A 15,305-nucleotide genomic window follows, 5' to 3' on the forward strand; every position below is an offset into this window, starting at 1 on the left:
CGCGCATCCACATTCCACTGCCCGATCAGGACGCTCTTCTCGGACGTGAACAACTCGACACCATCGCCATCCGTTCATCGACCGTACGGTCACCGCAGCAAGGGAGGCGATCTCATCGCAGCAGGAGGCCTGTTGGGAGGCCCAACGGCGACGCGCCGGAGACGGGCAGGTCCGTCGGGCGCGAGCAGGCCACGCCCGAGGGGAACACGAAGAGGCGCCGTACCTATCGGACTGTCGGAAGTGGGCTCTTCGCGGCCGCTGCCGCGCTCTTATCGCCTTTGGGCTGATTCCCAACGTCCTCATTCCGTTGTCGGGATCCCCGCCGTACCACGCCAACTACGGTGACTGTGTGCACTTGGGCGAGGAGGACATTGTCAGTGAGGTCGCGATCTCGAAGAACGCCGTCCAGGTCCCCTGGGACAGTTGGGTCGCCACACATCTCATCGTCGGCTGGAAGGAGTACCACCCGGATGAAGTGAATCTGGACGGTGCCGAGAATCCAATCACGATCGACGACTTCCGACGTGGAGAATCGCTGCGATGCGCGAGTCTGGGCCTTCTCGCCCCTCCATCTGTCCAGGGGAGCGACGCTCGAATCGAGATGCCTTCGCGCGCTGTGAAACTGTGGGGTCGCGGGCCTCGCCCTCCCGGGTACAAAGGGAGATTCCCGTCCGGTCATTGACCGGTTCCTGGTTCATGCAGTTCGGGATAGGCATGGTTTCAGTGAGCTCCTCGCGTTGACCTTGGATCGCGACCGACGTCCCGCCGTCCTATTCTGGGGTCGCCGCAGTCTCCCTCCTATGGATTCGGAACCCGTCGAATGATCGAAACCGAAGCGCGACAGCGGTTCTCGGCCGGTTCACCAACGACGGTGTCAATCGCGACCGTCCGGGCATCGGGACGCCGTTCGGTGGTGGCCGCTAGTGCTTCGGGACGTCCCGACGGCTGAACCAGATCAGGGTGGTGCCGATGCCTGTTACGAGGATTCCGATCGCGAGCAGTGGCCCCACCGAACCTCCGGTCGCCGGTAGGTTCGTGCCGGAGTGGGCCGTGCTTCCAGGCGGCAGTCCCGGCTGGCTCATCGAGGCGCTCGGCTCCCGCGTGGGTTCCCCTGTCGTCGGGTCCTCGGTGGGGACGTCGTCGGTCGGGTCGCCGGTGGGACCCGTGGGGTCATCGCTGGGTGTTCCGGTCACGTCCTGGCCCGTCGGGCTGGCGGTCGTCGGTGGAACGGACGGCAGACACTCGACGACGACGTGGCCAAGCTTCATGTCCACCATCGATCCGCTGTAGATCAAATCGCCGTTGTCGTCGTAGAGTTCGGCCGTGATGGTGTAGTGCAGGTACGCCTCGGCGCTGATCTGGCCCGGTTCGTTGACGACGTTCTCGACGGTCTGTTCGAGAACGGTGAGATTCGCGACGCTCACCGATGGCATGTTGAGTTCGTCCCCGGTGACGGTGATCAGGGTCGGCACCCCATTCGCGACGCCACGGCCCAGAACCTCTGCCTGTGAACCGTCGCTGCGCGCGTAGGCGAGCGCGTCACCTCGATCGATGCAGCGCGCGTACGCGTCGACCGAGCCGGCGGTCAGGAAGTCGTTGACCTCGTTGTAGTCCAGCTCGAACGACGTCGCGTTGGCACGCGCGGTCAGTTGGCCGGACGCCGAGTCCCAGGACGTCTCGACGACCTCGGTGCCGTTGACCGTCACATACGTGAGCGTTTCGTCCGGATCGCTGAAGTCGCCGAGGTCCTCGTCCGAGGTCTGCGTCGTGTCGGGTGTCGTCGCCGTGCCGTACAGCCCCGCGAAGGCGTCGACGGGAATCGGCGGTATCTCCGTAATCGACAGTTCGACGAGGGTGCTCTCGGCGCGCTGAGGTTCCGCGGCCCGAACCGCCGTCGATGTGATGAGGCCGGCGATGCCGAAGGCGACGCCGATGACGGTCAGGGCCACGCCGGTTGAGAGAAGGGCGTGAGGTCTGACTTCTGAGGGTGCCGACATGATCCGAATGCTCCCGAGCTCGCGATGGGCGGACATGACGATCGCCACCGTAGTCGACATTTCGGGCATAACCGCGCATTTGCGGCGGTCGTGTGGGCGTCGGCGGCAGGTCGGCGCCGTACGAATCGGACACAAAGCGACTCAAGGTAGTGAATATCTCGCGCTGGGTTCGGTGTCTTACTAGGCTGGCGCCACGACTTAAGCGGCGAGGGGGCGGAACCGGGATGACAGAGAACCCATACCCGAACAACGATGACCAGGACTTCACCGACGCGGATCGAGGATTCTTGGCCGCGCCGGCCACTGGGGTCGTCCGAAACGACAAGGGTGACATCGTCTGGGACAACGACGCGTACGGCTTCCTGTCAGGGGAGCCCGCCGATACCGTTCACCCCAGTCTGTGGCGTCAGTCGCGGCTGGTGTCCAAACAGGGCCTCTACGAGGTGACCGACGGCATCTACCAGGTTCGCGGGTTCGACCTGTCCAACATGACCCTGGTCGAGGGGGCGACGGGAGTCATCGTTATCGATCCGCTGATCTCCGTCGAGACCGCTGACGCGGCTCTTGCCCTCTACCGTTCCAATCGTGGGGATCGACCCGTCACCGGGGTCATTTACACGCACAGCCACGTCGACCACTTCGGCGGTGTGAAGGGCGTCGTGTCGGAACAGGACGTGGCCTCGGGTCGCGTGCCCGTGATCGCGCCGGAGGGTTTCATGGAGCACGCCATCGCCGAGAACGTCTACGCGGGAACCGCGATGGCCAGGCGCGCCGGGTACATGTACGGAGCGATGCTGCCGCGCGACCCGGGAGGCGGTGTCGGAGCCGGCCTCGGCCAGACGACCTCGACGGGCACCGTCAGCCTCATCCCGCCGACGACGGAGATCTCCCGAACGGGCCAGACCCTCACCGTTGACGGTGTGCCGATGGAGTTCCAGATGGCGCCGGGGTCGGAGGCACCCTCCGAGATGCACTTCTACTTCCCCGACGCGCGGGCGTTGTGCATCGCCGAGAACGCCACTCACACGTTGCACAACATCCTCACCCTGCGCGGCGCGCTCGTTCGGGACCCCCACGCGTGGGCGAGATACCTGACCGAGGCGATCGAGCTGTTCGGAGACCGAACCGACGTCGTCTTCGCCTCGCACCACTGGCCCACCTGGGGCACCGATCGGGTTCGCGCGTTCCTGGGCGACCAACGCGACCTGTACGCGTACATCCACGACCAGACGCTGAGGCTGCTGAACAAGGGATACACCGGCATCGAGATCGCCGAGCTGCTCAAACTGCCACCGGCGCTCGAGCTCCAATGGAGTACGCACGGCTACTACGGCTCCGTCAGCCACAACGTCAAAGCCGTCTATCAACGCTACATGGGTTGGTACGACGGAAATCCGGCTCGCCTGTGGCAGCTTCCGCCCGTCGAGGCCGCCACCCGGTACGTCGAACTGATGGGCGGCGCCGAGACGGTGATGCGGAAGGCCGAGGAGGCCCGAAACGGTGGCGAACTTCGCTGGGCGGCGCAGATCCTCGACCACGTCGTGTTCGCCGATCCGACCGACAAGAAGGCGCGAGGCCTGCTCGCCGACGTCCTCGAAGAGCTCGGGTTCGGTTCCGAGAACGGAACCTGGCGGAACAACTACCTCTCCGGCGCGATGGAGCTGCGCCAAGGCGGATTCGGTACGCCGACGGTGCCGAGTTCGCCCGACATGATCGCGCAACTCCCGCCGGAGATGTTCTTCGACGCGCTCGCGGTGCAGATCGACGGCCCCGCGGCCTGGGATCTCGACCAGGTTTTCCGGTGGATCTTCCCCGATCACGACGCCGAGTACCGGGTGAGCCTCCGCAATGGAGTCCTCACGTACGTGCGGGACGGTGCCGGGGACGTCGCCGCCACCGTGACCGTTCCTCGTTCCGCGCTCGGGGCCCTCATGGCGCGAGGTGTGGAAGCCGCCGAGGGCGACGGCCTGAGCATCGACGGCGACCGCTCCGCCATCGCGGAGTTCATGCGTGTCCTCGATCCGGGCGACCCGGACTTCGCCATCATCGAGCCGTGATGCCTTCACCTTGACGTCGACCGTCTGCGGCGTCGGCACGCCGACGGTTGAAGCCCGCATTCGTGATCGGCGTCGAACATGGGTCTCTCCGCGACAGCGTGGCCGACGCCGCTGTGATCGCGCCGTTCGAACGCCGTCACGGCCGACGACCGATGGTTTGCCGCGCCCACGCGGTGCACTTTCAGCACCTTGGAGGCAGACATATAGCACAGTGGACATTTATGGGCGGCTCACCGACTTGGGAATACGTTGTCGGTGAGCCGACCTAGAATGACGCGCGTGACCGAGGTATCCGAAGCGACCGCCGCAGGGACGCTGCTGACCACCGCGCGGACCCTGTGCGAGCTGTTGGTCGGCGGGCCGATCGAGGTCACCTCGGTGCTCGACGAGGAACACGACGCCCGCGCGCACCGAGCGCAGTTGCTGTCGTTGCTCGCAGCGGGGGTCTGGCCGGGAGCGTACTACGGAGAATGGACGCCATGGCCGGTGGATCTTCTCGACTCCGCCGCGATCGACCTTCCAGCGTGGATCGTCGACCGTCACGAGGTGTGGCCCGCGACGGACCCCGGGGGACTGTTCGAAAGCGTCGGCTTGGCGTTCTGGCTCGGTGGTACCCGACGCGACGGGTCGCGCCGGATGCCGTACCGCGAACCCCACGTCGTGATGCACGGCCGGTCGTGGGCGACGGCCACCGCCAATGAGGAACCCTGGCCGACGGAATCGGCTTGCCCGAGCTGATCGCGGCGTCCTCCGCGTTGGGCCTCCTGGTCGAGGCGTCCTGCCCGAAACGGGGCGACCATCCCGAACGGGACGAGACGACCGACACCTGGGCGTTTCCCGGCACGGTGCGTGACACCCGCGACGAACTGCGCGGATGGATCGGGCGGATGCTGCCCGATTCCGCTATGGCATCGTCGGCTATGGAGCTCGCGATCGAGGCGTGGACCGTCCTGTGCGGACGACCGCCGATCGAACCGAAGCGCCGCTCCACCCGGGCCCGACCCGACCGCGACAGCGTCGACCCCGACGACCTGACCCGCTGTGCACCATGGATAGACCTGACGGGTGAACTGTGGACACGAATCGAAGGCGGTGAGGCGATCTCGGTGGCGTCCGTCTCTCGGCATGTTCGCGATCGGGCTCCCGCCGACGAGTTCCGCTCCCTGTACGCGGTTCTGGCCGGCCTGGTCGTCGCGGGTTCCCGGCTCGACGGCATGCCGGCGGAGGGCTTCGTCTCGTGGACGTCGCTCGACGCCGTCCACGCCGCGATCGCCGCCGTACTCGCCGATCCCGGCTCGGACGCGGGGAGCATGGTCGTGCGCGACGACGCGTCCGACCCACTCGACGTCTTCCACGATCCGGCCACCCTGGTCACGGAAGAGGTGACTTCCTCCAGCCTGCTCACCAGTGTCTGGATAACCAACGCCACCGACGACGATCACCGCGCTCCCGACGAGACCACGGCGTTGACCGGACTCGTCCCCGCGACCATCGCGGTCGTGCTCTCTCACGCTCGGGGCGGGGATTGGTGGCAGCGCACCGCGTTCCGGCTCGAACGGTTCTACGACGTCGTCCATGCTCGACTCGACGGCACCGAGATCGAGGACATTCCCGTCCACCACACGCAGGTCGACTACGCGCGCACCGCCGACCTGCTCGACCGCCCCCGTGTCCCGGAGAACCTCACCGGGCTCGCGGCCTTCGCCGCGCGGGACAACCGGGGAACCCGATCCGCCGACACCATTGCCGCGCTCGCGACCCGCGTCCTTGCACAGGCGGACCACTCGGTGGCCACCGGCGGTTGAGCGCCATCGAAGGTCCGAATCGGTTCAACTCGTCGGGATCGTGCGCGCTGGTCGTCAGACGACCTGGGCCAGCTCCTCGCGCAGGTTGATGGACCGGCTCAGCAGCCCGCGCAGCACGAAGACGATCATCGCGAGACCGAGGCAGACTCCGGCACCTCCGAATCCGCTCAACATGTACCCGAGCGAGCTCATCCCGTCACCGTCGGACGCGGGCGGGACGGTCATGGCCGCGACGAATACGACGACGCACAACGCGGAGGCACCGAAGATCGCGCCGATGATGCTGTTCACCCACATGAAAGCGCGCCGCGAGAAGATCCTTCCGTCCTGCGTCATGGTGAGCAGGACGAAGGTCGACACGAGAACGACTTGGACGCAGGCGATCCCCAGGATGCCGACGGCGGTGAACTCTCCGCGGAAGTACCCGACGAACGGGTCCAATGCCGACTCTTCGGCGATCGCTCCCGGGACCACGACGACCTGAGCGAAGACGCCCGCGAGCACGGTGAATCCGATACCGACCTGCAGTAGCGCGACGACGAGGCGATTCATGCATCGATTATCAACCGATATCTATCGAATGTCAATAGATCCGCGTTGACTCTCCACAATCTTCTTCTTGGACCGCGAGTGCGGTGGTTGTGTCCGCGGGTCCATCGTGCTCACCGGCACTCATCGGCGGATTATGGAGCCGTGCAGCGATTCCGTCGTCGTGGGGTCGGGACGCCCGGAACATCCACACACGATGGACGAAGGCATCCGTGCGACAGCCCGCACACGGCGGCGGGCAACGAAGCGGGGCGCGACCCGCAAGATCACCAGGCGATGGAGGCGCTACGCCGTCGATGGGGGCTAGAGGGGTCACGCGACGGTCGCTAAGATTCGACGAACTGTGTGGACGTTGGGAGGCCGTGGTGTCCGACACCCCTCGCCTCGCGGTGGTGATGGCCGTTGGCGGGGTTGGTCAGGACGGTCCACGTGCAGCAGATGAGCCGTGGGTGGAACTTTCGGGCTGCCCAGGGCCGCAGCGGAACGCGTTGCGGCCGTCGTTCGACGACGCACGTCTCTACTCGGTGGAGCGCCTGTCCGGTCGGCGGCACGCATCGGAGCGAATCGAAACTCACTCCCGCACGGGCGTCGACGTCGACGGCACCCGGCTCGCTCGACCGCTTCGTCAAGGACCCGTCGATCAGCCCCGTCCAACAACCCTTGAGGAGCCGGCCCTATGGCCATATCGGACGATTACGTTGGCGCCGTCGGACAAGGCACCCATCCACATCCGAAACACCATGCCGCCGGTCGGGCGCGCTGGGCTACGCGGTCAACCTTTGATCCGGCCCTCCTTGAGGCGCTCACCGGGCACTCGGATGCGGTTCGGGCCGTGGCGTCCGCCGAGCTGGAGGGTCGAGCCGTCGCCGTCACTGGCGGCGATGACGGAACCGTACGGGTCTGGGGGCTGGCGACCGGCACCGAACTCACCACATTGGCCAGCCACAATGGCTCGGTACTGGCCGTGGCGTGTGCTGAACTGGAGGGCCGATCGTCCGCCGTCACCGGCGGCGACGACGGAACCGTACGAGTCTGGGATCTGGCGACCGGCGCCGAACTCACCACATTCACCGGGCACAGTGGTCGCGTACGAGCGGTGGCTTGTGCCGAGCTCGACGGCGATCCGGTCGCAGTCGCAGGCGGTGACGATGGGGTCGTACGGGTCTGGGGGCTGGCGACCGGCACCGAACTCACCACATTCACCGGGCACAGTGGGCACGTGCGAGCGGTGGAGTGCGTCGAGCTGAACGGCGATCCAGTTGCCGTTACCGGCGGCGATGACGGCACCGTACGGGTTTGGGATCTGGCGACGGGCGACGAACTCGCGGTGTTGAACGGCCACACGGGTGGAGTGTGGGCCGTGGCGTGCGTCGAGCTGAACGGCGATCCGGTCGCCGTCACCGGCGACGTCGACGGCACCGTACGAGTCTGGGACTTGGCCACCGGTACCGAACGAGCGGTGATGACCGGCCACGACGACGAGGTCGAAGCTGTCGCGTGCGTCGAACTCGATGGCCGACCGGTCGCGGTCACCGGTGGCTACGACCGGATCGTCCGGGTCTGGGATCTCATCACGGGCATCGACCTGGGTGGACTCTCCGGTCCCGAGCTGGATGCCGTCGCGTGTACTGAACTCGACGGCAGTCCGGTCGCCGTCACTGGTGGCGGCGACGGAGTCGTTAGGGTCTGGGACCTTGCCTCCGGCACCGAACTCGCCGCGATGACCGGACACTACGAGGCGGTGTTGGGCGTGGCGTGCTGTGAGTTGGAAGGCAGACCGATAGCCGTTACCGGCAGCGAGGATCAGACGGTGCGAGTGTGGGATCTCGGCACCGGAACCGAGTTCAACACGATCACCGGTCATCGTGGCAGCGTGAACGCCGTGGTGTGCGCCGAAATCGACGGTAGGCCGGTCGCGGTCACCGGGGGCGGTGATGGAACGACGCGGGTCTGGGATCTGACCACAGGTGCCGAGCTGGCTGCGCTAACTGGCCACAATGGTGGAGTCGAGGCGGTGGCGTTCGCTGAGTTCGACGGAGCGAAGGTCGTGGTCACCGGCAGCAGTGGCGGAACGGTCCAGGTGTGGAACCTTGTTACCGGGGTCGATCGGACGACGATGACCGGGCACAACGGCGCGGTTCGGGCCGTCGCATGCATCGAATTGGACGGTCGGCCCGTCGTCGTCTCCGGCGGTGAGGATCGGACGGTGCGGATGTGGGACCTCGCCACCGGAACCGAACTGACCACAATGATCGGACACCTCGACGGGGTACTGGCCGTGACTTGCGTCGACCTCGACGGCTGGCCGATCGCCGTCACCGGCGGCGATGATCGATCGGTGCGGATGTGGGACCTTACTACCGGAACGGAACTCGCGTTGCTGGCCGGTTACGACCGTTGGGTTCGGGCCGTCGCGTGCGTCGAAATGGACGGCATGACGGTCGCCGTCACCGGAAGCGATCGGACGATTCGGATATGGGATCTGGCGGGACGCGGGTTGCACCGGGAGATCACCGTCCCGCTGTCCGTCGACGGGCGGAGCCCGGTTTCTTCCTGACGGCGCGAGGTCCCGCGCTTCGACGTACGTCCCATGAGCGTCGCCGGTCGCCGTCCGTCGTCGGGGAGCCTCGAATGACCACATCAGACGACGGCGACGCCGCAGTCGAGGTAGTCGCGTCGAGCACGAAGCCGGGATGGGCCGGCGGCACACCGAGTCGCCCCCGGAACGGCGCGCCGCCGAGCACTCAGCCTCTCGATGGTGTTCGTTCGATCGTCACGGCGTGAGCAGCACCTTGATCGCACGTCGTTCGTCCATCGCCCGGTAGCCGTCGGCCACCTGGTCGAGTGGCAGTCGAAGGTCGAAGACCTTCCCCGGATCGATCTCGCGTCTCCAAATGAGATCGATCAGCTGAGGCAGGAAGCGTCGCACCGGCGCTGGGCCACCGTGAAGGTTCACGCCGGAGAAGAACAGTTCTTCGCCGGGCACCGCGACACCGTGGGCCACACCGACATAGCCGACGTGTCCTCCGGGGCGCGTCGAGCGGATGGCCTGCATCATGGACTCCTGTGTTCCGACCGCTTCGATGATGGAGTGCGCTCCCAACCCGTCGGTGAGGTCCTTCACTCGCGCGACCCCCTCGTCCCCGCGTTCGGTGACGATGTCGGTGGCTCCGAACTCCAGGGCCAGCTTTTGCCGGGACTCATGGCGGCTCATGGCGATGATGTGCTCGGCCCCCAACTGTTTCGCCGCGAGAATCGCCAGCAGGCCGACGGCTCCGTCGCCCACGACCGCGGCCGTCTTGCCGGGCCCGACGGCCGCGGCCACCGCGCCGAACCATCCGGTGCCGAGTACGTCGGACGCGGCCAGAAGGCTCGGGATCAGCTCGGCGGGGGGCGTTTCGGGAGTCGCCACCAGCGTGCCGTCCGCCAGCGGCACCCGCAGCAGTTCCGCCTGCGCGCCGCCCGGCCCTATCCATTCGCGATGGACGCAGTGCGTCTGGTAACCGGCACGGCAGAACTGGCAGGTGTTGTCGGAAGCGGCGAACGAACCGACGACGAACTGGCCCGGCTTGACGGTGGCGACATCGGCGCCGATCGCCTCGACGACGCCGACGTACTCGTGGCCCATCGGGGTCGGCTGGTTCACCGGGTTGACACCGCGAAAGTCCCACAGATCGGATCCGCACACGCACGTGGCGGTCAGACGGACGATCGCGTCGGTGGATTTGAGAATGGTCGGGTCCGCGCGTTGTTCGAGGCGCACGTCGCCGGGGGAGTGTAGGACTGCTCCACGCATGAAAGGTCACTTCCTGTCGCGGCCGCCGTGGACGGCCGGGCGCGTCGCGTTCACCGGGCGACACGCGCATCACGAATGTTCTCGTCGATCGGGCCGACCGTCGGCCGCCCGCTCAACATCAATCAGAGCGCGCGTCGGGGTGCCTTGGAACGCACCGTCGAGACGTGTACCGCCAATACACCCTTCAGGCTCCGGGCGCGACGTAACGTCGAGGTCGTGGACAACCGGGACGAAGTGCGCGAGTTCCTGACCTCGCGCCGCGCCAAGATCACCCCCGAACAAGCGGGTCTGCCGCCCGGGTCGAAGCGACGTGTTCCGGGGCTACGTCGCGGTGAGGTCGCGCTGCTGGCCAATATGAGCGTCGAGTACTACTCGCGGCTCGAACGCGGCAGCCTCGGTGGCGTCTCCGAGAGCGTGATCGACGCCGTCGCCAAGGCACTCCAACTCGACGAGGCCGAACGCACCTACCTGTTCGACCTCGCCCGCGCCGCGAACCGTTCGCCCGAGGCACGGCCGCGTCGAAAGACCTCCGCACAGTGGACGCCTCGACCGAGCCTGCGACACACCCTCGACGCCATCTCTGCTCCAGCGTTCGTGCGCAACGGACGCATGGACATCCTGGCCGCCAACCAATTCGGCCACGCCTTCTACTCCGACGCCTTCGCGGCCCCCGAGCGACCCGCCAACCTCGCGCGGTTCGCCTTCCTCGACGTCGAACGAGCCGGCCGTTTCTACCCGAACTGGGAGGCCACGGCCGATATCACGGTGGCGATCCTGCGTACCGAAGCCGGCCGCGACCCGCACGACAAGGCCCTCCACGATCTCATCGGTGAACTGTCGACCCGTTCTGATGAGTTCCGCATCCGCTGGGCGGGGCACAACGTCCGACTCCACGGCAGCGGCGTCAAACGCTTCCACCACGCCGTCGTCGGTGAACTCGACCTCGCCTACGAGTCGATGGAACTGACCACCGAACCCGGACTGACCCTGACGGTCTACACCGCCGAACCCGCGTCACCTTCGGACGAACGCCTTCGCCTGCTGGCCAGTTGGTCCACCGCCGAACAGGCAAACCGCCGGTCATCGGAGTCGAACACCACCGGGCCCACCCGTGACGTTCCTTGATACGGCGTCGACCACGGCGGTTCGGGCCATGACAACGGTGTTCACTCGCAGGGCCGTCCTCTTCGCCAGCCTCATGGGCGCCCTTGGACTCACGTCCGCGCTGACCGGATGCGCGTCTCGACAGCGACCGCCAGGAAATCGATCCACAGAAGAGGAACCCGCTATCAGCACGAATCCGGACGCCACAACGCTGCTCGTGTTCTTCTCGCGCGCGGGCGAGAACTACCACAACGGCGGTCGTCGTCTCCTCGACGTGGGCAACACCGAAGTGCTCGCCGATCTCATCCGCGAGCGCGTGGAATGCGACGTCTACGAGATCGAACCCTCCGATCCCTACCCCGAGTCCTATGACGAGACCGTGGAACGCAACAGCGAGGAACAGGACGTCGACGCTCGACCCGCAATCGCGAACCCGTTGCCGGACGTCGGTCGGTACGACACGGTGCTGATCGGCAGTCCGGTGTGGAACACGCGCGCCCCGATGATCATGTCCACCTTCGTCGAGGGCGTCGACCTCGCCGGTAAGACGATCCTGCCCTTCGTCACCTTCGCCGTCAGCGGGATGAGCGGGATCGACGACGACTACCGTGAGGCGCTTCCGGCATCCACGGTCGCCACCGGACTCGCCATCCGCGGCGAGGAGGTCGACGAAGCCGGTTCGGATCTCGACGTGTGGCTTCGCGACGCCGGACTGATTCGATAGGTGCGCTTCGCGCATGCCGCGCAGTCGGCGGATCATCCTATCGACGCGCGGGGCCGTCTCGCGACGACGAGCCCCGGCTCTGGCCACAAGGTGGACGGTGGCCGCGGGGGGAGCGAAAGTGTGTGCCACTATGGACCAATGGGGCCGTCGCATACCCGCAGGTTCGGACGCTGTGCGCGCTTCGGGCGGTCACACAGGCGAGAACCTGTGTGACCGCCCGAAGTGTTGGGTCAGCCGACGGTCGGGCTAGTTGACCGGGCGCACGCGACCCCAGTGCCACCACGGGACGGACCAGCCGAGCTGGTCGGAGAATCCGAAGTGGTTGGTGGTGCGAGGGAAGTACATGCCGTACCAGAACAGGGGTACCCATTCGGTGTCCCGAGCCCAAACGTGCTGCAGCTGCTTGTAGTGCTTGCCGCGTTCCGCGAGGGTGGTGGCACTCCTGGCGGCGGCGTAAGCGGCGTCGACGTCGGGGTTGTTGTGTCCGGCCATGTTGTTCTTGCCGCCGCTGGAGTACTTGGTGCGGGTGATCTCCGGGTCGGGGGCCATGGACCCGCCCACGATGATCAGGTCGAAGTCGTGGGCGTCCCGGACCTGAGCGGCCCAGTCCACTGAAGTCAGACCTTCGAAGGTGACCTCGAAGCCGAGCTGACCGAGTGAGTCGGAGATGATCTGCGCCAACGGGCGGTGGCCGTGGAACGTGTCCATGTAGAACATCTTCAGGGCGCCACGCTGACCGGAGGCATCGCGGGTCACGCCGGCCTCGTTCAGCAGTTCCTCGGCCTTGTCCATGTCGTGCGCGGGTGCCTTGGCGTCGGGGTTGAACGCCCATTCGGTCGAACCGAGCAGGTAGTGGTCCCAGGCGCGGGAGATGCCAGGGTCCGCCAGGGCCTCGATCGGGGTGCGGTCGACGGCGTGCGCGATGGCGCGGCGAACTCGCTCGTCCTTCCACAACTCGCGCGAGTGGTTGAAGTCCAGCAGCGCCATGCCCGGGCCTTCGAAGGTCACCAGTTCGGCGTGGGTGGCACCGTCCAACAGGTGGAGTCGGTCCTTGGTGAGGGTGTCCTGCGGCACCACGTGGGCTTCACCGCGGGCGACCATGCGCACGCATTCGTCGCGGTCCGGAACGATCTTGAGGATGAGTCGGTCGAATTCCGGCTTGGGTCCCCAGTGGTCCTTGACGGCCTCCATGACGACCTTGTCGCCGGGAATCCAGTCGACCAGCCGGAAAGGGCCGGAGCCGACGGGCTTGAAGTTGTGCGGGTTGGTGGCCCAGTCGGTGCCCTCGTACAGGTGGGCGGGGAGGATGTGCGCGAAGATGAAGTTGCCGAGCATCACGAGGAAACCGGAGTTCGGTGCGGACAGGTGGTAGTCCACTGTGTGCTTGTCCACCTCGACGATCTGCTCCACATCGTCCAGGAACATGGACCCCGTGTAGCCCATCTTCTTGGCGTGGCTGTGGGTGTACGCCACGTCGTGTGCGGTGACCGGGACGCCGTCCTGCCAGCGTGCCGCGTGGTTGAGGTGGAAGCGCCAGCGGCGGGCACCGTCGAGGCATTCCCAATGGGTAGCCAGATCGGCGTGCGGATTGATGTCATACCACTCGTTCAACACGACCCGGTTGTAGATGTTGTTACACGCCATGTAACCGGCGCTACCGGTGGTGTTGCGGTAGACGTCGTTGAACTCCACCGCGTCGACGGGGGTTGCTACGACCAGTTCTCGCATCGTCATCACTTTCGTTTCGGGGGACTACTACTGGGAAAGGCCGGCATCGGTGGTCACGGGGCGGATACGGCCCCAGTGCCACCACGGAATCGAATAGCCGAGTTGATCGGCCCAGCCGAAGAAGCGGGTGCTGCGCGGGTAGTAGGTGCCGTACCAGAACAGGGGTACCCATTCGGTGTCCCTGGCCCAGATCTCCTGCAGCTGCTTGTAGTGCTTGCCGCGTTCCGCGAGGGTGGTGGCGCTGCGGGCGGCGGTGTAGGCGGCGTCGACGTCCGGGTTGTGGTGTCCGGCCATGTTGTTCTTGCCGCCGGTGGAGTACTTGGTGCGGGTGATCTCGGGGTCGGGGGCCATGGCCCCGCCCACCACGATGAGGTCGAAGTCCCCATCGGTGCGGATCCGCCGCGCCCAATCCACCGAGGACAGTCCTTCGAAGGTGACCTCGAAGCCGAGTCGACCGAGTGAGTCGGAGACGATCTGCGCCAACGGGCGGTGCCCGTGGAACGTGTCCATGTAGAACAGTCGCAATGGCCCCCGCGTGCCATTGGCGTCCCGGGTGCGACCTGCCTCGTTCAGCAGCTCCTCGGCTTTGTCCACATCGTGCGCGGGCGCCTTGGCGTCGGGGTTGAACGCCCATTCGGTCGAACCGAGCAGGTAGTGATTCCACGCCTGGGAAACGCCGGGGTCGCCCAGCTTCTCGATGGCCGAGCGGTCGACGGCGTGCGCGACGGCGCGACGAACCCGCTCGTCCCGCCACGATTCGTGGGAGTGGTTGAAGTCCAACAGCGCCATGCCGGGGCCGGGGCGTTTGAGGACCTCGGCGTCCACCGCGTCGTCCATCAGGGACATACGGTCACGCGTCAAGGTGTCCTGGGTGACGATGTGCGCCTCGCCGCGGGCGACCATGCGCACGCATTCGTCGCGGTCCGGAACGATCTTGAGGATGAGTCGGTCGATCTCCGGCTTGGGTCCCCAGTGGTCCTTGACGGCCTCCATGACGACCTTGTCGCCGGGAATCCAGTCCACCAGGCGGAACGGCCCCGAGCCGACCGGCTTGAAGTTGTGCGGGTTGGTGGCCCAGTCGGTGCCCTCGTACAGATGCGCGGGCAGGATGTGCGCGAAGATGAAGTTCCCCAACATGAGCAGGAAACCCGAGTTCGGTGCGGACAGGTGGTAGTCCACTGTGTGCTTGTCCACCTCGACGATCTGCTCCACGTCCCCGAGGAACATCCCGCCGGTGTAGCCCATCTTCTTGGCGTGGCTGTGGGTGTACGCCACGTCGTGCGCCGTCAGTGGCGTACCGTCCTGCCAGCGTGCCGCGTGGTTGAGGTGGAAGCGCCAGCGGCGGGCACCGTCCAGGCATTCCCAATGCGTCGCCAGATCGGCATGGGGGTTGATGTCATACCACTCGTTCAACACGACCCGGTTGTAGATGTTGTTACACGCCAGGTATCCGGCACTACCGGTCGTGTTTCGGTAAACATCATTGAACTCAACAGCGTCGTGGGGGGTAGCCACCACGAATTCGATGGTCATCACAGACCTTTC

General features: G+C 66.2%; 11 protein-coding genes. 6 read left to right on the plus strand and 5 right to left on the minus strand.

All coding sequences use genetic code 11. The features are described from left to right. Positions 1-920: 920 nt before the first annotated feature. Positions 921-1,949 (minus strand): hypothetical protein, encoded by a 1,029-nt coding sequence (locus tag ACM9NP_RS09115; RefSeq protein WP_415646193.1) that lies wholly within the window; start codon positions 1,947-1,949, stop codon positions 921-923. A gap of 272 nt (positions 1,950-2,221) precedes the next feature. Between ACM9NP_RS09115 and ACM9NP_RS09120 the strand changes: the two genes are divergently transcribed. From ACM9NP_RS09120 to ACM9NP_RS09130, 3 genes are all read left to right on the plus strand, one after another. Further along, complete coding sequence (locus tag ACM9NP_RS09120; RefSeq protein ID WP_415646194.1) at positions 2,222-4,054, plus strand: alkyl/aryl-sulfatase; 1,833 nt, start codon at positions 2,222-2,224, stop codon at positions 4,052-4,054. A 279-nt stretch (positions 4,055-4,333) separates the two neighbouring features. Beyond that, the gene (locus ACM9NP_RS09125; RefSeq protein WP_415646195.1) at positions 4,334-4,792 is read left to right on the plus strand and encodes a hypothetical protein; all 459 of its coding nucleotides are present in this window, start codon (positions 4,334-4,336) and stop codon (positions 4,790-4,792) included. After that, positions 4,780-5,859, plus strand: a complete 1,080-nt coding sequence (locus ACM9NP_RS09130) for a hypothetical protein (RefSeq protein ID WP_415646196.1) — start codon at positions 4,780-4,782, stop codon at positions 5,857-5,859. Before ACM9NP_RS09125 ends, ACM9NP_RS09130 begins: the two co-directional genes overlap by 13 nt. Positions 5,860-5,913: 54 nt before the next feature. Here ACM9NP_RS09130 and ACM9NP_RS09135 read toward each other — a convergent pair whose 3' ends face one another. Further along, positions 5,914-6,411, minus strand: coding sequence for a DUF2975 domain-containing protein (locus tag ACM9NP_RS09135; RefSeq protein ID WP_415646197.1), 498 nt, complete (start codon positions 6,409-6,411; stop codon positions 5,914-5,916). Between the two features lie 673 nt (positions 6,412-7,084). Here ACM9NP_RS09135 and ACM9NP_RS09140 point away from each other — a divergent pair. After that, complete coding sequence (locus ACM9NP_RS09140; protein ID WP_415646198.1) at positions 7,085-8,965, plus strand: WD40 repeat domain-containing protein; 1,881 nt, start codon at positions 7,085-7,087, stop codon at positions 8,963-8,965. Between the two features lie 216 nt (positions 8,966-9,181). Here the strand turns inward: ACM9NP_RS09140 and ACM9NP_RS09145 are convergent, their stop codons facing one another. Next, positions 9,182-10,204 (minus strand): zinc-dependent alcohol dehydrogenase family protein, encoded by a 1,023-nt coding sequence (locus tag ACM9NP_RS09145; RefSeq protein ID WP_415646199.1) that lies wholly within the window; start codon positions 10,202-10,204, stop codon positions 9,182-9,184. Positions 10,205-10,420: 216 nt separating this feature from the next. Between ACM9NP_RS09145 and ACM9NP_RS09150 the strand changes: the two genes are divergently transcribed. Together ACM9NP_RS09150 and ACM9NP_RS09155 are read left to right on the plus strand one after the other, a co-directional pair. Further along, complete coding sequence (locus ACM9NP_RS09150; RefSeq protein ID WP_415646200.1) at positions 10,421-11,329, plus strand: helix-turn-helix transcriptional regulator; 909 nt, start codon at positions 10,421-10,423, stop codon at positions 11,327-11,329. Between the two features lie 28 nt (positions 11,330-11,357). After that, entirely contained in the window at positions 11,358-12,032 is a 675-nt protein-coding gene (locus ACM9NP_RS09155) for a flavodoxin (RefSeq protein ID WP_415646201.1), read from the plus strand. Between the two features lie 246 nt (positions 12,033-12,278). Here ACM9NP_RS09155 and ACM9NP_RS09160 read toward each other — a convergent pair whose 3' ends face one another. Together ACM9NP_RS09160 and ACM9NP_RS09165 are read right to left on the minus strand one after the other, a co-directional pair. Further along, positions 12,279-13,760 carry an ABC transporter substrate-binding protein gene (locus ACM9NP_RS09160; protein WP_415646202.1) on the minus strand — a complete coding sequence of 494 codons (1,482 nt, stop codon included), beginning with the start codon at positions 13,758-13,760 and terminating at the stop codon, positions 12,279-12,281. A gap of 27 nt (positions 13,761-13,787) precedes the next feature. Next, positions 13,788-15,278, minus strand: coding sequence for an ABC transporter substrate-binding protein (locus ACM9NP_RS09165; RefSeq protein WP_415646203.1), 1,491 nt, complete (start codon positions 15,276-15,278; stop codon positions 13,788-13,790). Positions 15,279-15,305 lie beyond the last annotated feature (27 nt).

It is taken from the genome of Stackebrandtia soli (assembly GCF_965137155.1).
Lineage (GTDB): Bacteria > Actinomycetota > Actinomycetes > Mycobacteriales > Micromonosporaceae > Stackebrandtia > Stackebrandtia soli.